Source organism: Streptomyces goshikiensis (assembly GCF_014650555.1).
Taxonomy (GTDB): Bacteria; Actinomycetota; Actinomycetes; order Streptomycetales; family Streptomycetaceae; genus Streptomyces; species Streptomyces goshikiensis.
The window spans coordinates 888096-906924 of sequence record NZ_BMVE01000001.1; the positions used below are offsets into that span (position 1 = coordinate 888096).

At 73.3% G+C, this 18829-nt stretch carries 14 protein-coding genes; 6 read left to right on the forward strand and 8 right to left on the reverse strand.

The window, feature by feature from the left end:
• Positions 1–6: 6 nt before the first annotated feature.
• From sucD to IE248_RS04090, 5 genes are all read right to left on the reverse strand, one after another.
• The gene (gene sucD, locus IE248_RS04070) at positions 7–897 is read right to left on the reverse strand and encodes a succinate--CoA ligase subunit alpha (protein ID WP_030154828.1); all 891 of its coding nucleotides are present in this window, start codon (positions 895–897) and stop codon (positions 7–9) included.
• Between the two features lie 21 nt (positions 898–918).
• Positions 919–2097 (reverse strand): ADP-forming succinate--CoA ligase subunit beta, encoded by a 1179-nt coding sequence (gene sucC, locus IE248_RS04075; RefSeq protein WP_037798055.1) that lies wholly within the window; start codon positions 2095–2097, stop codon positions 919–921.
• A 252-nt stretch (positions 2098–2349) separates the two neighbouring features.
• Entirely contained in the window at positions 2350–3537 is a 1188-nt protein-coding gene (locus IE248_RS04080; RefSeq protein WP_190029959.1) for a VWA domain-containing protein, read from the reverse strand.
• A gap of 94 nt (positions 3538–3631) precedes the next feature.
• Complete coding sequence (locus IE248_RS04085) at positions 3632–5878, reverse strand: DUF5682 family protein (RefSeq protein WP_190029960.1); 2247 nt, start codon at positions 5876–5878, stop codon at positions 3632–3634.
• The gene (locus IE248_RS04090; RefSeq protein WP_037798053.1) at positions 5875–6981 is read right to left on the reverse strand and encodes an ATP-binding protein; all 1107 of its coding nucleotides are present in this window, start codon (positions 6979–6981) and stop codon (positions 5875–5877) included. The genes IE248_RS04085 and IE248_RS04090 overlap by 4 nt, the downstream gene beginning before the upstream one ends.
• 134 nt (positions 6982–7115) lie before the next feature.
• On the opposite strand from IE248_RS04090, the gene IE248_RS04095 reads away from it, so the two are divergent.
• Both IE248_RS04095 and IE248_RS04100 read left to right on the forward strand, forming a co-directional pair.
• Entirely contained in the window at positions 7116–8456 is a 1341-nt protein-coding gene (locus IE248_RS04095) for an SWIM zinc finger family protein (RefSeq protein ID WP_190029961.1), read from the forward strand.
• 246 nt (positions 8457–8702) lie between these two features.
• On the forward strand, positions 8703–10253 hold the full coding sequence (locus IE248_RS04100; protein ID WP_229895110.1) for a DUF5691 domain-containing protein: 1551 nt from the start codon (positions 8703–8705) through the stop codon (positions 10251–10253).
• A 582-nt stretch (positions 10254–10835) separates the two neighbouring features.
• Here the strand turns inward: IE248_RS04100 and icmB are convergent.
• Positions 10836–11237 carry a coenzyme B12-dependent isobutyryl CoA mutase small subunit gene (icmB, locus tag IE248_RS04105; RefSeq protein ID WP_008739554.1) on the reverse strand — a complete coding sequence of 134 codons (402 nt, stop codon included), beginning with the start codon at positions 11235–11237 and terminating at the stop codon, positions 10836–10838.
• A gap of 278 nt (positions 11238–11515) precedes the next feature.
• On the opposite strand from icmB, the gene IE248_RS04110 reads away from it, so the two are divergent.
• Both IE248_RS04110 and IE248_RS04115 read left to right on the forward strand, forming a co-directional pair.
• Positions 11516–12331, forward strand: a complete 816-nt coding sequence (locus tag IE248_RS04110; RefSeq protein ID WP_229895111.1) for an esterase/lipase family protein — start codon at positions 11516–11518, stop codon at positions 12329–12331.
• 230 nt (positions 12332–12561) lie between these two features.
• Positions 12562–14100: a M23 family metallopeptidase gene (locus IE248_RS04115; protein WP_229895112.1), complete on the forward strand. Its 1539-nt coding sequence runs from the start codon at positions 12562–12564 to the stop codon at positions 14098–14100.
• 67 nt (positions 14101–14167) lie between these two features.
• Here IE248_RS04115 and pcrA read toward each other — a convergent pair whose 3' ends face one another.
• Both pcrA and IE248_RS04125 read right to left on the reverse strand, forming a co-directional pair.
• Complete coding sequence (gene pcrA, locus IE248_RS04120) at positions 14168–16711, reverse strand: DNA helicase PcrA (protein WP_008739557.1); 2544 nt, start codon at positions 16709–16711, stop codon at positions 14168–14170.
• A 60-nt stretch (positions 16712–16771) separates the two neighbouring features.
• Positions 16772–17089, reverse strand: coding sequence for an ArsR/SmtB family transcription factor (locus tag IE248_RS04125; RefSeq protein WP_008739566.1), 318 nt, complete (start codon positions 17087–17089; stop codon positions 16772–16774).
• Between the two features lie 174 nt (positions 17090–17263).
• Between IE248_RS04125 and IE248_RS04130 the strand changes: the two genes are divergently transcribed.
• Both IE248_RS04130 and IE248_RS04135 read left to right on the forward strand, forming a co-directional pair.
• The gene (locus tag IE248_RS04130; RefSeq protein WP_037791964.1) at positions 17264–17617 is read left to right on the forward strand and encodes a hypothetical protein; all 354 of its coding nucleotides are present in this window, start codon (positions 17264–17266) and stop codon (positions 17615–17617) included.
• A 128-nt stretch (positions 17618–17745) separates the two neighbouring features.
• Complete coding sequence (locus IE248_RS04135; protein ID WP_190029963.1) at positions 17746–18822, forward strand: C40 family peptidase; 1077 nt, start codon at positions 17746–17748, stop codon at positions 18820–18822.
• The last annotated feature ends 7 nt before the right edge of the window (positions 18823–18829 follow it).

The window sequence follows — 18829 nt, forward strand, 5'->3', positions numbered from 1 at the left end:
TACTGCTTACTTCGCGGCGTTCAGGATCTCGCGCGCGAGCTTGGCGGTCTCGGTCGGCGTCTTGCCGACCTTGACGCCGGCGGCCTCAAGGGCCTCCTTCTTGGCCTGCGCGGTGCCGGAGGAGCCGGAGACGATGGCGCCGGCGTGGCCCATGGTCTTGCCCTCGGGGGCGGTGAAGCCCGCGACGTAGCCGACGACCGGCTTGGTGACGTTCTTCGCGATGAAGTCCGCCGCACGCTCCTCGGCGTCGCCGCCGATCTCGCCGATCATGACGATCAGCTCGGTGTCCGGGTCGGCCTCGAAGGCCTCCAGGGCGTCGATGTGCGTGGTGCCGATGACCGGGTCGCCACCGATGCCGACGGCGGAGGTGAAGCCGATGTCACGGAGCTCGTACATCATCTGGTAGGTCAGCGTGCCCGACTTGGACACGAGACCGATCTTGCCGGGCTTGGTGATGTCGCCCGGGATGATGCCGGCGTTGGACTGGCCGGGGGTGATCAGACCCGGGCAGTTCGGGCCGATGATCCGGGTCTTGTTGCCCTTGGCGGTCGCGTACGCCCAGAAGGCGGCGGAGTCGTGCACCGCGATGCCCTCGGTGATGACGACGGCCAGCGGGATCTCGGCGTCGATGGCCTCGACGACGGCGGCCTTGGCGAACGCCGGCGGGACGAAGAGGACGGAGACGTTGGCCCCGGTCTCCTTCATCGCCTCGGCGACCGAGCCGAAGACCGGTACCTCGGTGCCGTCGAAGTCGACGGTGGTGCCGGCCTTGCGCGGGTTCACGCCGCCGACGATGTTGGTGCCGTCAGCCAGCATCAGCTTGGTGTGCTTCATGCCCGTGGCACCGGTCATGCCCTGGACGATGACCTTGCTGTCCTTGTTGAGGAAGATAGCCATGTGAGTCTGTGACCTCTGCCCTTACTTCGCAGCCGCGAGCTCGGCGGCCTTATCGGCCGCGCCGTCCATGGTGTCCACGCGCTGGACCAGCGGGTGGTTGGCGTCCGACAGGATCTTGCGACCCAGCTCGGCGTTGTTGCCGTCGAGGCGGACGACCAGCGGCTTGGTGACCGCCTCGCCCTTGTCCGCGAGCAGCTGGAGCGCCTGGACGATGCCGTTGGCGACCTCGTCACAAGCGGTGATGCCACCGAAGACGTTGACGAACACGGACTTGACGTCCGGGTCGCCGAGGATGATCTCGAGGCCGTTCGCCATGACGGCGGCGGAGGCGCCACCGCCGATGTCGAGGAAGTTGGCGGGCTTGACGCCGCCGTGGTTCTCACCGGCGTACGCGACGACGTCGAGGGTGCTCATGACGAGACCCGCGCCGTTGCCGATGATGCCGACCTCACCGTCGAGCTTGACGTAGTTGAGGTTCTTCGCCTTGGCGGCGGCCTCCAGCGGGTTCGCGGCAGCGTGGTCCACGAACTCCTCGTGGCCCGGCTGGCGGAACTCGGCGTTCTCGTCGAGCGAGACCTTGCCGTCGAGCGCGATGACGTCGCCGGAGGCGACCTTCGCGAGCGGGTTCACCTCGACGAGGAGCGCGTCCTCGGCGATGAAGGTGGCCCACAGGGTCACGAGGACCTCGGCGACCTGCTCGGCGACCTCGGCCGGGAACTTCGCCAGCGCGACGATCTCGCGGGCCTTCTCGATGGTGACGCCCTCGTTGGCGTTGACCGGGACCTTGGCGAGCTTCTCGGGAGTCTCCTCCGCGACCTGCTCGATGTCCATGCCGCCCGCGACCGAGGCCATGGCCAGGAAGGTCCGGTTGGTCCGGTCGAGGAGGTACGAGACGTAGTACTCCTCAAGGATCTCCGGAGCGGTCTCGGCGATCATCACCTTGTGGACCGTGTGGCCCTTGATGTCCATGCCCAGGATGTCCGTCGCACGCGCGACGGCCTCGTCCGGGGTGGCGGCGAGCTTGACGCCGCCGGCCTTGCCGCGGCCGCCGACCTTCACCTGCGCCTTGACGACCGACTTGCCGCCCAGTCGCTCAGTGGCTTCGCGCGCCGCCTCAGGCGTGTCGATGACTTCACCGGCCAGCACCGGTACACCGTGCTTGGCGAAGAGGTCCCTCGCCTGGTACTCGAACAGGTCCACGCGCGTCCGTCCCTTGTCTTCAAAGATTCGCAGTGATTCGCGGTTGTCTGCTATCTGCGTGGGCGTGCCGCGGAGGGCAACGTGACGGCGCTGTCACAAGGAAGGCGCACACGGTGACCGTGGACGCGGCATGTCCGTCTCGCAGGTTATCCCCGTGGGACGTGGGTCCCTAAATCGGAGATCACACCTGAGCGGTGATACCTGTCACAGATCGCCTCACGGCCCACCTGCGTCTTCGTGCGATCTGCCGATTTACGACGCCGGGCGGGGGTCGGGCAGGGGCCGCTTCTCCAGGGCCGCGGCCATCACCTCCGGGAACAGGTCGGGGGTGCAGGCGAAGGCCGGGGCGCCCAGTGCGGCGAGGGCGGCGGCGTGTTCGCGGTCGTAGGCGGGCGCACCCTCGTCGGACAGCGCGAGCAGGGTCACGAACTCCACCCCCGACCGCTTCATCGCGGCCACGCGCTTCAGCATCTCGTCGCGTATGCCGCCTTCGTAGAGGTCGCTGATGAGGACGACGACGGTGTCCGCGGGCCGGGTGATCTTGGACTGGCAGTAGGCGAGCGCCCGGTTGATGTCGGTGCCGCCGCCGAGCTGGGTGCCGAAGAGGACGTCGACGGGGTCGTCGAGCTGGTCGGTCAGGTCCACGACGGCGGTGTCGAAGACGACCAGGCGGGTCGCGATCGACCGCATCGAGGCGAGCACCGCGCCGAAGACGGAGGCGTAGACGACGGAGGCCGCCATCGAGCCGGACTGGTCGATGCAGAGGATGACCTCCTTCTTCACCGACTGGGCGGCGCGGCCGTAGCCGATGAGGCGCTCGGGGACGACTGTGCGGTACTCGGGCAGGTAGTTCTTCAGGTTCGCCCGGATGGTGCGGTTCCAGTCGATGTCGGCGTGCCGGGGGCGGCTGACCCGGGCGGAGCGGTCGAGCGCGCCGGTGAGGGTGGCCCGGGTGCGGGTCGCGAGGCGCTTCTCCAGCTGTTCGACGACCTTGCGGACGACGGCGCGGGCCGTCTCCCGGGTCGTCTCGGGCATGGCCTTGTTCAGCGAGAGCAGGGTGCCGACCAGGTGGACGTCCGGCTCGACGGCCTCCAGCATCTCCGGCTCCATGAGCAGCGTGGACAGGCCGAGGCGGGCGATCGCGTCGCGCTGCATGACCTGGACCACGGAGCTGGGGAAGTACGTACGGATGTCCCCGAGCCAGCGCGCCACGTTCGGCGCGGACCCGCCGAGGCCCGCGGAGCGCTCGCCGCGGGGCGCGCCGCCGCTCCCGCCGCCGCCGTACAGCGCGCCGAGGGCGCCGTCCATCGCGGCGTCCAGCCCGGCGAGGGCGCAGCCGGTGCCGTCGGCCTCTCCCCCGCCGAGCACCATCCGCCACCGCCGCAGCCGCTCCCCGTCGGCCCCCGCCACCGCCACCGCCGTGTCTCCCGTTCCCGTCATCTCCCCGTCCCCCTTCTCTCGCCGTGCCCACTCACCGTTTGCCGAGCCCACCCAGCCCCCGAGGCCCCCGAGGCCCCACGCACCGTCCGGCCCCTCACGGCGGTGCGGCCGTGAGGAGGAGGTGGAGCAGCGGGAGGACCGCGTCGGCGCGGGTGGGGTCCAGGGCGGGGGCGAAGCCCGGCGGGGCCGCGCCGGCGCCGGGGACCGTCAACACCCGGCCGGGGCCCCGGCGGAGCAGTTCGCCCAGGGTCCGCCGGACGCCGGGTTCGTACGCCCCGAACGTTCTGCGGAGCAGCGGCAGGACGTCGATGAACGCCCCCTCCGGCACCGAGACGAGCCACGCGTCGATCAGGCCCAGCAGCCGGTCGTCGTGGACCAGCAGGGTGCCGCCGCCGCCCGCGAAGCCCTCGATCCAGCCCGCCGCGTCGGCCGGGGCGGACGCCGGTGACAGGGCGAGCCCCATCAGCCGCGCCGTCTCCTCCTGCGGCAGCCGGCCCTCGTCGAGCAGGAGGCGGGCCGCCCGCCCCCGTATCAGCCCGGGCACGGTGTCCCGCGCGGCCAGTGTCCGCAGCACCGCCGACCAGCGTTCCCGCAGGTCCTCCCGGTCCAGCAGCCCGACCGCCCCGTGCACCCCGTCCACGTGCCCGCGCAGTTCCGCCGCCGCGTCGGCGTCGAGCCCCGCCGCGCAGGCGGCCGGCAGCGCCACGCAGATCCGCTCGGCGAGCCCGGCCGCGACGGTGGCCAGCGCCGACGCGTCGGTGCCGCGGACGTCCCCGTAGCGCAGCGAGCGGGCCAGCGCGGGCAGCGCCTTGGCCAGCCGCGCCACATCGGTGTCCAGGGCGGCCCGGTCGGCGAGGGCTCGCAGCACCGCCGGCAGGGCCTCGCCGAGCCCGGCCTCCAGGCAGCGCTCGGCCAGCGCGGTCACCTCGGCGAGCTCCGCCGCCGCCCCGGCGTCCGCCTCGGCCTTGGCCGTGGCGGCCGCGAGGACGGTGGTGCCCCAGATGCCGGCCTCGGCGACCCGTACCGACAGCTCCGGCTCCCAGCGCAGCCGCCAGGTCTCCCGGAACGTCCCCGTGCTCCCCCGGGACGCCGTCGGGGTGCCCCACTCGATGCCGAGCAGCCGCAGCCGGTGCAGCAGCACCGACCTGGCCGCGTCGGTCTCCTTGCGCAGGTCCAGCTCCAGCTCCCGCTCCCGCGCCTCCGCCTTGAGCCGCAGCGAGCGCTGCCGGCGGGTGAGGTCCCGCTGGAGCGGTACGACGGGCGCCGCGTCGGGGACTTCGCCGAGCACGTCCCCGACGACCAGCCGGTCCTCGATCAGCGCGAGCGGCACCTCCGAGCCGTCGCACATCACCGCCCGGACCGCCTCCAGGGTCTCGGTGAGCCCCGGCAGCGGCCGCCCCCGGACGGCGGCCAGCGTCTGGGCCAGCCGGACCGCCTCGATGACGTGGGCGGAGGAGACCTGCCGGTCCTCCTCCCGCAGCAGCCCGGCGACCTTGGTCAGCCAGCGCTCGACCGGCCGGTCCCGCGCCTCGAAGAGGTGCGCGTACCAGCCGGGCGAGGCGATGCCCGCCCCGTACCCGCCGGCGCGGGCCAGGCGGCGGTGCGTCCACGGCACCCAGGTGGTCTCCACCTTGACCTTGGGAAGGCCGCTGAGCAGCGCCTTGTCCGCGGCGGCGGTGGTCTTGGCCCGCAGCGCCGGGACGTGCCACGCGCCGCACACCACGGCGTGGTCCTCGCCGAACTCCCGGCGGGCCGCCCGCATCCGCTGCCGCATGTACGCCTCGCGGACCAGGTCGCGGGCGTGCCCGCCGTCCCCGAACTCCTCGCGCAGGGCGCCCATGGCCTCGCCGAGCGCCTCGAAGGCGGCCAGCGGGTCGGCGGCGCCGGTGCCCCGGTGTTCGACGACGTCCTCCCACCAGCGCTCTGGGTCGTCGTACCCGGCGGTCTCGGCGAGCACCGCGAGGGGGTCCAGCCGTACGGATCCGGGCGCTTCGGCGTCCGGCTCCGCGGCCAGCGTGTGCGCGGCCGGGAGGTCGATGAACCGGACCGGTACGTCCCGGTCCTGGGCCCACCGGATCGCGGCCCACTCCGGGGAGAACCCGGCCAGCGGCCAGAACGCGGCCCGGCCGGGGTCGTCGGCGGCGTGGGCGAGGAGGGCGACGGGCGGCCGCATCCCGGGGTCGGCGGCCAGGGCCAGCAGCGCGTCCCCCTCGGGCGGGCCCTCGATCAGCACGGCCGAGGGCCGGGCCGCTTCGAGCGCGGCCCGCACGGCGCGGGCCGAGCCCGGTCCGTGGTGCCGTACGCCCAGGAGCAGCGGCCCCCGCGCGGCGGATCCGCTCATGCCGTCACCTCCCGGCAGGCCCGGTAGAAGTCCTTCCAGCCGTCCCGCTCGCGGACGACGGCCTCCAGGTACTCCTGCCAGACCACCGTGTCGGCGGCCGGGTCGCGGACGACGGCGCCGAGGATCCCCGCGGCCACGTCGGAGGGGCGCAGGACGCCGTCCCCGAAGTGGGCGGCCAGGGCGAGCCCGTTGGTGACGACGGAGATCGCCTCGGCGGTGGACAGGGTTCCGCTGGGTGACTTGACCTTGGTGCGGCCGTCGCCCGTGACCCCGTCGCGCAGCTCGCGGAAGACGGTGACGACGCGGCGGATCTCCTCCAGGCCCTCGGGCGCGGCCGGCAGGTCGAGGGCGCGGCCCATCTGGTCGACGCGGCGGGCGACGATGTCGACCTCGGCGTCGGCGGTGGCGGGCAGGGGCAGCACGACGGTGTTGAAGCGGCGGCGCAGGGCGCTGGAGAGCTCGTTGACCCCGCGGTCGCGGTCGTTGGCGGTGGCGATGAGGTTGAAGCCGCGGACGGCCTGCACCTCCTGGCCGAGCTCCGGTATCGGCAGGGTCTTCTCCGACAGGACGGTGATCAGGGTGTCCTGGACGTCGGCGGGGATGCGGGTGAGCTCCTCGACGCGGGCGGTCATGCCGTCGGCCATGGCACGCATGACGGGGCTGGGCACGAGGGCTTCGCGGCTGGGGCCGTGGGCGAGGAGCCGGGCGTAGTTCCAGCCGTAGCGGATGGCTTCCTCGGGGGTGCCGGCGGTGCCTTGGACGAGGAGGGTCGAGTCTCCGCTGACGGCCGCGGCGAGGTGTTCGGACACCCAGGTCTTGGCGGTGCCGGGGACGCCGAGCAGGAGCAGGGCGCGGTCGGTGGCGAGGGTGGTGACGGCGACCTCGACGATGCGGCGCGGTCCGACGTACTTGGGCGTGATGACCGTGCCGTCATCGAGGGTGCCGCCGAGCAGGTAGGTGGCGACGGCCCACGGGGAGAGCTTCCAGCGGGTCGGGCGGGGCCGGTCGTCGGCTGCCGCCAGGGCTTTCAGTTCGTGTGCGAAGGCGTCTTCGGCGTGCGGTCGCAGCGCCTCGGCGCCCGTGCCGTTCTCGGGCATGGTCATGGTCCCCCTCCAATGCTCGGCAGCCGCTCCCGACTGCTGTGACCACGGTGCACCACGCCACTGACAACGCCCGCCGTTCAAGGCGTTGTTGCAGGTCAGAGCGATTGTCAGTGGGGGTCTCTACGGTGGAACACATGACTGAGCAGGGGGACCGCTGGACGGCGGAACAGGTACTGGCTCTGGCTCCTGACGATGCGTCACGCAAGGCGGGAGGCAGGCTCGGCGGGGCGGGCCCGTGGTCGCAGACCGGAGGTTCCGCTTCCGGATCTGTGTGGGGGTGGTGCAAGGGCAGCGGCAGCACGCCGTACCGGACGGTCGTGGATCTGACGGGCCCTGCGTACAAGTGCTCCTGCCCGAGCCGGAAGTTCCCGTGCAAGCACGCGCTGGGGCTGCTGTTGCTCTGGGCGGCGGAGGGTCTGGGAGAGCCCGCCGAGGCGCCGGACTGGGCCTCGCAATGGCTCGCCGAGCGGGCGGCGAAGGCCGCGCGCCCGGCCGCCGGAGCGGCCAAGCCGGTGGACGAGGAGGCCGCCCGGCGCCGGACCGAGCGGCGGGCGGCCCGGGTCGGCGCGGGCGTCACCGAGCTGGAACAGCGGCTCGCGGATCTGCTGCGCGGCGGCCTCGCCGGCCAGGAGCAGACGGGTTACGCGGGCTGGGAGGAGACGGCCGCCCGGATGGTCGACGCCCAGGCGCCCGGACTGGCCGCGCGGGTGCGGGAGTTGGGGACGATACCCAGTTGCGGCCCCGGCTGGCCCGCCCGGATGCTGGAGGAGGCCGCGCTGCTGCACCTGCTGGACCGGGCCTGGCTGGGGGTGTCGGCGCTGCCGGAACCGCTGGCCGCGACCGTCCGCAGCCGGGTCGGGATACCGGGTGCCTCCGGGGAGGGGGAGGCGGTACGGGACCACTGGCTGGTCCTGTCCCAGTACGACTCGGTGTCCGCGGACGGCCGGCTCACCACCCGCCGGATATGGCTGCGCGGGCTGGGGAGCGGGCGCCCGGCCCTGGTGCTCGACTTCGGGCCGCCCGGGCGGCCGCCCGGGCTGGCCCTGCCGGTGGGGCTGGTGCTGGAGGCGGAGGCTCGCTTCCGGCCCGGGTCGGCGGGGCTCCGGGCGGATCTCGGGGAGCGCTTCGCGGCGGCGACGCCGTGCGCGCGGGCTCCTGCGGGGGTGAGCACGGAGGCCGCCCTGGAGGCGTACGGGGCGGCGCTGCGCGAGGACCCCTGGCTGGATTCCTGGCCGGTGGTCCTGGGGCCGGTGGTCCCCGTACCGGGCGAGCTGGGCTGGCAACTGGCGGACGCGGAGGGGACGTCCGCCCTGCCGGTGGCCCTCACCGGGGCCCGTTCGAGATCCGGTCTGTGGCAGCTGGCCGCCCTGTCGGGCGGCGGTCCCGTCACGGTCTTCGGCGAGTGCGGCCATCGCGGCTTCACTCCGCTGACGGCCTGGCAGCCGGAGACGGCGGAGCCCGTGGCCCTGGTCTGACCGGCCGGGGGGCGGGCGCGGCGACACGCAGGAAGCGCGGGACGCGGGGGCGTCCGGCGTGAGCACACGCGGTAAGCGCGGGGCGCGGGGGCGTCTCGCGTGAACAACACGAGCAAGCCGGGGGGCATGCATGAACGACAGCCACGCCAGCTGAACGCTGGTCGACACGGGGGCGAGAGCCGCTCCGGTCCCGCGGAGGGGGCGGGACCGGAGCGGGCGACACGGAAAGAAAGAGGGAGGGGTCCGATGGAGACGCTGGGCGGGGATTGGGAGGAGCTGGTCGGTGCCGCGCTGCTGGGCACCGAGCGGCGGCAGGGCAGCCCGGAGGCGCTGCTGGACGCGGCGGCCGTGCAGACCGTGCGACGGCGGGCCGGGCTGCGGCCCGCCGAGGCGGGTCCGCGGCCCGAGCCCGCGCCCCGGGATCCGCGCCCGGTACCACCGGAGGCGGCCCGGCGGCGGCTCGCGCAGCTGCTGGCGGGCCGCTCCGCCGCGGCCGGCGGGGGCGGCCGGCGGGGCGGCGCCCCGGATCTGACGGAGCTGCTCCCGCAGTGGCTGGCCGCCGCCGGGCGCCACGGCTACCGGGCACCGGCGGCGCTGGTCCCGGCGCTGCTGGAGGCGGCCCGGGCGCGGACTGACCTGCGCCCGCAGGCGCTGGCCCTGGCCGGGGCGCGGGGGCTGTGGCTGGCCCGGCTGAACCCCGACTGGCGGTTCGCGCTGCGCGGCGGGCCGGGCGGCGCCGGCGCCTTGCCGGAGCTCACGGACGCGGCGGGGGTGGAGCGGCTGTGGCAGGAGGGCCTGTTCGCGGAGCGGGTGGCCCTCCTGGGTGCCGTACGGGCGCAGGAGCCGGCGGGGGCGACGCGGCTGCTGGCGACGACCTGGGCCACCGAACGGGCCGAGGACCGGCTGATGTTCCTCGATTCGCTGCGGGTCGGCTTGTCGGAGGGGGACGAGCCGTTCCTGGAGGCGGCGCTGGGTGACCGCAGCCGCAATGTCCGGGCGACGGCGGCCGAGCTGCTGTCCGCGCTGCCGGGGTCGGCCCTGGCGGGGCGGATGGCGGAGCGGGCGCTGGCCTGCGTGGGCCCGGAGGGGGTGGTCCCGCCGGCGGAGTGCGATGCGGGGATGCTGCGGGACGGGGTGGTGAAGCGGCCGCCCGCCGGGCGCGGGGAGCGGGCGTGGTGGCTGGGCCAGCTGGTGGAGGCGGCCCCGCTGTCCCGCTGGCGGGAGCGGTTCGGGGGGCTCGACCCCGCGGAGATACTGGCGCGGCCGACGGCGGAGGGCTGGGCGGAGGAACTCCATGCGGCGTGGTGCCGGGCGGCGGTCCGCCAGCGCGACCCAGAATGGTCGAAGGCCCTGCTCGGCTCGGCCGCGGCGCCGCCGGCGGCGGGACCGGGGACGGCGTCGATAGCGGAGCGGGCGAAGCTGCTGTCGGTCCTGCCCGAGGGGGAACGGGCCGCGTGGGTCGCGGAGTTCGTGCGGGCGCACGGGCTGTCGGAGGCGTTCCAGCTGCTCGGGGTGTGCGGAGTGCCGTGGGAGGGGGTGCTGGGCCGGGCCGTCGTCGACGCGCTCGACGCGGCGCGGGATGCGGGGAGCTACCCGTGGAGCTTCAGCGGGGTGATGGGCCTGGCGGAGCGCTGCCTGGACCCTGCGGTGGCGGGTGCGCTGGCGGAGGCCGACGCGGACGCCGACGCCGATGCCGATGCGGGAGCCGGGGCGTACTGGGCCGAGGCGTTCCAGCGGCTGTCGGCCACGCTCCGGCTACGCGCGACCATGCTCACGGAACTGACCCCGCCGCCCTGACCCGCGCCCGGACCCCGCCGGTGCCTGACCCCGCGTCCAGGCCCGCGCCCGAAGCCCGCCAGCCCGACCCCGCGTCCGGACCCGCGTCCGGAGCCCGTCGGCCTGACCCTGCGTCCTGACCTGCGTTCAGAGCCCGCCGGCCTGACCCTGCGTCCTGACCTGTGTCCAGAGCCCGCCAGCCTGACTCTGGGTCCGAGCCCGCGTCCGGAGCCCGTCGGCCTGACACAGCGTCCTGACCTGCGTTCGGAGGCCGTCGGCCTGACGCGTGTCCGGAGCGCGCTGCGCGAAGTTCTTCTCCCCGCCCCGCCCTTCCACCGTTCCCCGGCGCCGCCGGACGGCGCCTCAATCGCCGGCGAGGCTGGAATTTTCGTCCTCCCCCGCTGCGCCGGGCGGCACGTCGAAGGCCTGCGAGGCTGGGTTTTCAGCCTTCCCCGCTGCGCCGGGCGGCGCGTCGAACGCTGGCGAGGCTGGGGTTTCAGCCTTCCCGGCGGCGCGTCGAAGGCCGGCGGGGCTGGAATCAGCCTCGCCGGTGATTGAGGCGCGGGGGGTCGGGGCCGGACCCGGCAAACGGTGCCGCTGGGGCTACTGGCGGACGTGGGTGTTGACCCAGTCGACGATGGAGGTCGTCGTCGCGCCCGGGGTGAAGATCTCGGCGACGCCCTTCGCCTTGAGGGGGGCGATGTCGTCCTCCGGGATGATGCCGCCGCCGAAGACCTTGATGTCCTCCGCGTCGCGCTCCTTCAGGAGTTCCAGCACCCGCACGAACAGCGTGTTGTGCGCGCCCGAGAGGATCGAGAGGCCGATCGCGTCGGCGTCTTCCTGGATCGCGGTGTCGACGATCTGTTCGGGCGTCTGGTGGAGGCCGGTGTAGATGACCTCCATGCCCGCGTCCCGCAGGGCACGCGCGATGACCTTGGCACCGCGGTCGTGGCCGTCGAGACCCGGCTTGGCCACCACCACACGGATCGGACCGGTCACACCCATCGCACTGCCTCCCGAGTGAACGAACGTTAAGTACAGCATCGCGCACGCCACCGTTTCGCGGTCAACCACGAGGGGGAAATCACACGTGGGACGCCATTGATTCACCGCGACTGATTCACCAGGGGAGCCGCACCGAGCCGCAACCGGGTCGCCCCGCCACCGCGCCGCCAGCCGCACGGCACGGGGGCGGGGCCACATTCACATCTGCGGTGAACACGGCAGCGGGCGGTCGACCGGCGCGTACCCAAGAGGCTCAAGAGGCTCAGGGGAGGCCGTCGATGGGTCTGTCGATCACGCCGTTGTCCGTTCCGCCGGCCGGGCCGCCCTCGGGGGCCGCCCTGCGGGCCGCCGTACTGGAGGCGCTCGTACTCGCCGGGCACATGCTCCTCTATCCCACCGGCGTACTGAACGAGCGCCCGCCCGCCGGCCCGGCCGGGCCCCGGCCGCCGGTGCTGCTGCTGCACGGGTTCACCGACAACCGCTCCGTCTTCGTCCTGCTGCGCCGGGCGCTCGGCGCGGACGGCCGGCGCCGGGTGGAGTCGTACAACTACTCCCTCCTGACGCGCGACCTGCGCGTCACGGCCCGGCTCCTCGCCCGCCGCGTCGAGGAGCTGTGCGAGCGCACCGGGCAGGACCGGGTGGACCTGGTCGGCCACAGCCTGGGCGGGCTGGTCGGGCGTTACTACGTCCAGCGGCTCGGCGGGGACGCGCGCGTCCGCACGCTCGTCACGCTCGGCACCCCGCACTCCGGGACCCGCGTCGCCCCCTTCATGGACGCCCACCCGCTGGTCCGGCAGATGCGCCCGGACTCGGAGGTGATGGCCGAGCTCCGCGCGCCCGCGCCCGGGTGCCGGACCCGGTGCGTCGCGTTCTGGAGCGAATTCGACGCGATCATGGCGCCCACCGGGACGGCGCGCATCGAACATCCGGATCTGCACACCGAGAACGTGCAGGTCACCGGTATCGGGCACCTCGCCCTTCCCGCGCACCCCGCGGTGATCGCGGCGATCCGCCGGGCCCTCGACGGACGCCCCGGAGAGCTCGGTGAACTGTCGGTTCCGCAGGTCGGCGGCTGGTCGTCCGAGTCCGCCTGACCCGGCCCACAGAACCCAAAAAAAGTCGAACGGATTTCGAACTCAAGGCCAAGGCTCAGTGTTTCGGCGACCGAAAGGCGGCCGAATGCCCGGTTCTCACGAGGAGGGACCCCGCCGAAGATTGTCGTCGCACGTAACCGGCGGGTACAGTCACGCCACTGCTCTCCTCCGGGGAACCTCCCATTCCCCGGCCACCCAGGCCCCCCACCGCCGAGGCGAAAGAGAAGTTGGTGAACGACCGCCCATCGTCGGGCCAGTACCCCGATCTGGGGTATGACGGCCTTTCCACCACCACTTTCGCTGGTGACACCGGCTACGTTTCCTATGAAACGCAGGGCCAGGGGTACAACTACGCGTACAACTCCTACGAGACCGGCGCGTACGACACCACCGCCTGGACCACGCAGGACAGTTACCCGCAGCAGGACGCGTACCTCTCCACCATCCCGAGCCAGGGCGTCACCGCCGACGGCACCGGGCTGGGGGTACCTCCCGGCGGTGGCTGGGAGACGGACACGAGCGCCTGGACCGTGGCGAACGAGGCCAACGCGCAGTACCCGTCGGCCGGTTTCGGCTACGACACCTCCGGCGAGCAGACCGGGCACTGGGCGATGCCGGGCTACGGCACCACCGCCGCCGAGACCGGCGCCTACGACGCCACCACCTGGAACACCGTCGTCCAGGAAGAGGCCCCGCAGCAGCCGCAGCCCGAGGCCGCCGCCTACTCCTACGGGGAGTACCAGGAGTACCAGCAGGCGCCGTACGAGTACGCCGCGCCCGAGGCCGAGTTCGTCCCGGAACCCGAGTTCGTCCCGGAACCCGAGACCGAGATCGAGGCCGAGACCGGGCTCAAGAACGAGTTCGAGCCCGAGCCCGAGTTCGACTTCGACACCGACTTCGAGTTCGATCCCGCCGCCGTGCACGATCTGCCCACCCAGGCCATGCCGGTCACCACCGGCCCCGCGCCCGCGCCGAGCACCGAGTCGCGCGCCGCGCGCCGCGCCGGCGCCGCCAAGAGCGCGAACAGCCGCCGCCGCACCCCGGCGAAGCGTTCCGCCCTGCTGACCGTCGCCGTGCCCTCCGTCTGCGTCATGGGCGTCGCCGGAGTCGCCGCCGCGTCCGTCGGCGGGCTCACCGACACCGGCGGCAAGACCGGCGAAGAGGTCACCACCCTCGCCGCGCCCGACCCGGCCTCGGTCAAGCCGGTCGCCGCGAACAGCAAGCTCGACACCCAGCTGGCGGCGCTCAGCGCCGACGCGGGCGACTTCGCGGACCGCGCGAGCCGCACGCAGGAGCGCATCGACCTCCACCAGCGCCAGGAAGACGAGAAGAAGCGGAAGGCGGAGGAGGCGGCGGCCAAGGAAGCGGCCCGCCCCAAGTTCGCGATCCCCGTCGCCCAGCACGGCCTGAGCGCCACCTTCGGACAGGCCGGCGGCATGTGGATGTCGGTGCACACCGGCATCGACTTCCCGGTCGGCTACGGAACCCCGGTCATGGCCGCCACCGACGGCACCGTGCGCACCCAGTGGAACAGCGCCTACGGGAACATGGCCATAGTGACCTCCCCCGACGGCACCGAGACCTGGTACTGCCACCTGAGCAGCACCAAGATCCGGTCCGGCAAGGTCAAGGCCGGTGACGTCATCGCGTACTCCGGCAACTCGGGCAACTCCACCGGCCCGCACCTCCACTTCGAGGTACGGCCCGGCGGCGGCGCGGCGATCGACCCCCTGCCGTGGCTGCGCAGCCACGACCTGGACCCGAACTGACCGACGCGGGCGCGGGCGCGGGCACATGCCCCCGCCCGGGGCCCCGCCCGGGGCCCGGCCCCCGCACCTACAGCTTCTGCACCGGCGCGTAGCGCAGCAGCAGCCGCTTCGGCTTGTCGTCCCCGAAGTCGATGGTGGCCTGCGCGTCCGCGCCGGCTCCCTTGACCTCCATCACGGTGCCCAGCCCGAACTGGTCGTGGGTGACCCGGTCTCCGACGACGAGCGAGATCACCGGCTTGTCGGCCGCGCGCCGCGTCGCGAACCCCGAGGGGCCCGACTTCCCGCGCGACGAGGACAGGAACGCCTCGGGCGAGGTCCCGAACGAAGTCTTCCCGGAGCCCGAGCCGAAGCCCGAACCCGAGCCGGACCCCGCCCCGTAACCCGAACCGCGCATCGGGCCCGCCGGCTTCTGCGTCGCGCCGGTCCGCTTCCACTGGAGGTACTCGGCCGGGATCTCCTCAAGGAACCGCGAGGGCGGGTTGTACGAGGGGGTCCCCCACGCGCTGCGCATCGAGGACCGGGTCAGGTACAGCCGCTCCCGGGCGCGCGTGATGCCCACGTACGCCAGGCGGCGCTCCTCCTCCAGTTCCTTGGTCTGCCCCAGCGACCGCATGTGCGGGAAGACCCCGTCCTCCATGCCGGTGAGGAAGACCACCGGGAACTCCAGGCCCTTGGCGGTGTGGAGGGTCATGAGGGTGATGACGCCCGTGCCCTCGGTGTCCTCGTCCGGGATCTGGTCGGAGTCGGCCACCAGGGCGACCTGCTCCAGGAACTCGGAGAGGGTGCCCGGGCCCACCGGCGGGGCGCCGTTCTCGGCGGCCTCGGCGGCCGCGGTCGCCCGCGCCTGCTCGAACTCCAGGGCCACCGCCGCCAGTTCCTGGAGGTTCTCGATCCGCGTCTCGTCCTGCGGGTCGGTGGAGGCCTGGAGCTCGGCGAGGTAGCCCGTACGCTCCAGCACCGCTTCCAGCACCACCGCCGGACCGGCCCCGGAGTCGACGATCGTCCGGAGCTCCTCCATCAGCACGTTGAACCGCTTCACGGCGTTCGTCGAGCGAGCCGCCATGCCGAAGGCCTCGTCGACCCGCCGCAGCGCCTGCGGGAAGGTGATCTTCTCGCGCATCGCGAGCGCGTCGATCATCGCTTCCGCGCGCTCGCCGATGCCGCGCTTGGGCACGTTCAGGATCCGGCGCAGCGGGACGTTGTCCTCCGGGTTCGCGAGGACGCGCAGGTACGCGAGGACGTCCCGGACCTCCTTGCGCTCGTAGAAGCGGACGCCGCCGACGACCTTGTAGGGCAGCCCGACCCGGATGAAGATCTCCTCGAACACGCGCGACTGCGCGTTGGTCCGGTAGAAGATCGCGACATCGCCGGCCTTGGCGTCGTCGGCGTCGGTGAGGCGGTCGATCTCGTCGGCGACGAACTGCGCCTCGTCGTGCTCGGTGTCCGCGACGTAGCCGGTGATGACCGCGCCGCTGCCGGCCTCGGTCCACAGGTTCTTGGCGCGGCGGTTCTCGTTGCGCTCGATGACCGCGTTGGCAGCGGAGAGGATCGTCTGCGTGGAGCGGTAGTTCTGCTCCAGCAGGATCGTCGTCGCGTCCTTGTAGTCCTCCTCGAACTGGAGGATGTTGCGGATGGTCGCGCCGCGGAAGGCGTAGATGGACTGGTCGGCGTCACCCACCACGCACAGCTCGGCGGGCGGCAGGTCGGGGTAGCCGGTGCCGACCAGCTCGCGCACGAGGGTGTACTGGGCGTGGTTGGTGTCCTGGTACTCGTCGACCAGGACGTGCCGGAAGCGGCGCCGGTAGTGCTCGGCGACATCCGGGAAGGCCTGGAGCAGGTGCACCGTCGTCATGATGATGTCGTCGAAGTCGAGCGCGTTGGCCTCGCGCAGCCGCCCCTGGTAGAGCGCGTACGCCTGGGCGAGCGTCTTCTCGAAACCGTCGACGGCCTGGGCCGCGAAGGCCTCGTCGTCGATCAGCTCGTTCTTCAGGTTCGAGATCTTGGCGTTGAAGGCCTTGGGCGGGAACTTCTTCGGATCCAGGTCCATGTCACGGCAGACGAGCGCCATCAGGCGCTTCGAGTCGGCCGCGTCGTAGATCGAGAACGACGAGGTGAAGCCGAGCCGCTTGGACTCGCGGCGCAGGATGCGCACGCACGCGCTGTGGAAGGTCGAGACCCACATGGCGTTCGCGCGCGGGCCGACGAGGCCTTCGACGCGCTCCCTCATCTCACCGGCGGCCTTGTTGGTGAACGTGATCGCCAGGATCTGGCCCGGGTGGACGCCGCGCGCGGCCAGCAGGTGGCCGATGCGGTGGGTCAGCACGCGGGTCTTGCCGGAGCCGGCGCCGGCCACGATGAGCAGCGGGGATCCGGCGTGCACCACGGCCGCGGCCTGCTCGGTGTTCAGGCCCTCCAGGAGCGCCGCCGGGTCGATGACGGGCCGGGGGGCGCCGTCCCGGTAGTACTCGTCCCTGCTCGGGGGTACGTCGAACCGGCCCCCGAAGAGATCGTCCGCGCCCGGTTCCGGGGCGGCGTGCTCCTCGGGCGGCGGCGGGACCTCGTCGGAGGGGGTGAGGTCCGCCAGGAAACTGTCGTCAAAGAGGCTGCTCATCGCATTCCGAGTCTAGGGGGCGGGACCGACAGCCGGTCCCCGCACCGGAAAATCACCGCGTCATCCCGCCTGGGCGTGGGCGAGCACCAGCTCCAGCAGACCCGGGAAGCGGGCCTGGAGGTCCTCCCGGCGCAGCGCCAGGCAGGTCCGGCGGCCCTGGGGCTCCTGCCGGATCACCCCGCTCTCGCGCAGCGTCTTCAGGTGGTGCGTGACGCTGGAGCGGGGCAGGTCCGGGACCACCTCGCCGCAGTAGACCGCCTCCGCGGAGGCCAGTGTGCGGACGATGTCCATCCGGGCGGGGTGCCCGAGCGCGGCGAGGACCTCGACCAGCTCGATCCGGTCGGCGGCGGGGTGGGTCAGCTCAGTCGCGGCGGCCATGCGCCCACTGTACGCAGATCTCGAACGGCCACGGCCGCCCGAGGGCCCCCGCGGACCGGCCGAACTCCGCCCGAGGGCCCCCGCGGACCGCCCGGACACCGTCCCCGGGGCCCGCCCGCAGACCGCCAGGAGGCCGCCGCAGTGCGCCGGAAGGCGCCCCGTACGCTCGGCGGAATGAACGTACTGATCAATGTCTTCGTCGGCCTGCACATCGTCGGAATCGCCGCCCTCCTCGGCGGCTTCATGACCCAGATGAAGGCCATGGGCGCGGGCACCGCGCGCTTCATACCCGCGATGCTGCACGGCGCGCTGACCATGCTCGTCACCGGCGCGCTCCTCGTCGGCTTCCGCGAGATGGACGGAGGCACCGTCAACAACGTCAAGATCGGCGTGAAGATGGCGATCCTCTTCGTCATCCTCGCCCTCGTCTACCTCAAGCGCGACGAGGAGCGGGTGGAGAAGGCGCTGTTCGGGGCGGTCGGCGGACTGACCGTGGTCAATATCTTCATCGCCGTTCTCTGGCACTGACCCTCGCCAGTCGGATCCGGTCGAATCCGGCCGTGTCCGGTCACTTCGGATCATCTCGTCATCCGCCCGTTACCCGCGGGTCTAGCGTCCTCCTCCGAGCCCCGACGGAGGAAGGACGTGAGGCCCTCGTGGCCAGTCATCGAAAGCCCAGGCAGCGCCCGCTGTCCGGCGGCACCGTACGGACCGCCGCCACCCTCGCCCTCGCGGGCGCTGCCACCGCCACCGCCTTCGAAGGCACCTCCCAGGCCGAGCCCCAGCTCTCCCCCGCCCAGGTCAAGGCCGAGGTGGACCGGCTCTACGAGGAGGCCGAGGCCGCGACCGAGCAGTACAACGGGGCGAAGGAGAAGGCCGACGAGGCCCAGCGCGCGCTGACCACCCTCCGCGACGAGACGGCCCGCAGGACCGACCGCCTGAACGACGCCCGCCGCGCGCTCGGCTCCCTGGCCGCGAACCAGTACCGCGCCGGGAACCTGGGCCCCGCCGTCCAGCTGGCCACGGCGCAGGACCCGCAGGACTACCTGGACCGGGCCGCCTTCATGTCCCGCACCGGCGACCGCGGCGCCGCCGAGATCGCCTCCGTACGCCGCCGGCTCGACGAGGTCGGGAAGCTGCGCGCGCAGGCCGGCGGGAAGGCCGCCGACCTCCGCGCCCGCCAGGACGAACTCGCCCGGCACAAGGCCGCCGTCGAGGAGAAGCTCTCCGCCGCCCGGCGGCTGCTGGCCCGGCTCACCGCCGAGGAGCGCGCCGCGTACGAGGCCCGGTCGGCCGGAAGCCCGGCCGGTACGGTGGACGGCCGCCCGGCCGCCGGGAGCTCCCCCGCCGGACCTGCCGCCCAGACCCCGCCGCCCGCCGACGGCTCGCGCGCCGCCCGCGCCGTGTCCTTCGCGTACGGGGCGATCGGCAGGCCGTACGTCTGGGGCGCGACGGGCCCGGGCTCGTTCGACTGCTCGGGCCTGACCCAGGCGGCCTGGCGCTCGGCCGGGGTGTCCCTGCCCCGCACCACCTACACCCAGATCAACGTCGGCCGGCGCGTCCCGCGCGATCAACTGGCCCCGGGTGACCTGGTGTTCTTCTACTCAGGGGTGACGCACGTCGGCCTGTACGTCGGCAACGGCCAGATGATCCACGCCCCGCGCCCCGGCTCCACGGTCCGGCTGGCCCCGGTGGACTCGATGCCCTGGGCCGGCGCCTCCCGCCCCTCGTAGGCCGAGC

Excerpts from the sequence above, each read along its gene's own strand:
- IE248_RS04130 (WP_037791964.1), top strand. The coding sequence starts at position 17,264 with ATGAACGTACTGATCAATGTCTTCGTCGGCCTGCACATCGTCGGAATC.
- icmB (WP_008739554.1), bottom strand. The coding sequence starts at position 11,237 with ATGGGTGTGACCGGTCCGATCCGTGTGGTGGTGGCCAAGCCGGGTCTC.
- IE248_RS04110 (WP_229895111.1), top strand. The coding sequence starts at position 11,516 with ATGGGTCTGTCGATCACGCCGTTGTCCGTTCCGCCGGCCGGGCCGCCC.
- sucD (WP_030154828.1), bottom strand. The coding sequence starts at position 897 with ATGGCTATCTTCCTCAACAAGGACAGCAAGGTCATCGTCCAGGGCATG.
- IE248_RS04125 (WP_008739566.1), bottom strand. The coding sequence starts at position 17,089 with ATGGCCGCCGCGACTGAGCTGACCCACCCCGCCGCCGACCGGATCGAG.
- pcrA (WP_008739557.1), bottom strand. The coding sequence starts at position 16,711 with ATGAGCAGCCTCTTTGACGACAGTTTCCTGGCGGACCTCACCCCCTCC.
- IE248_RS04095 (WP_190029961.1), top strand. The coding sequence starts at position 7,116 with ATGACTGAGCAGGGGGACCGCTGGACGGCGGAACAGGTACTGGCTCTG.
- IE248_RS04100 (WP_229895110.1), top strand. The coding sequence starts at position 8,703 with ATGGAGACGCTGGGCGGGGATTGGGAGGAGCTGGTCGGTGCCGCGCTG.
- IE248_RS04080 (WP_190029959.1), bottom strand. The coding sequence starts at position 3,537 with ATGACGGGAACGGGAGACACGGCGGTGGCGGTGGCGGGGGCCGACGGG.
- IE248_RS04085 (WP_190029960.1), bottom strand. The coding sequence starts at position 5,878 with ATGAGCGGATCCGCCGCGCGGGGGCCGCTGCTCCTGGGCGTACGGCAC.
- IE248_RS04090 (WP_037798053.1), bottom strand. The coding sequence starts at position 6,981 with ATGACCATGCCCGAGAACGGCACGGGCGCCGAGGCGCTGCGACCGCAC.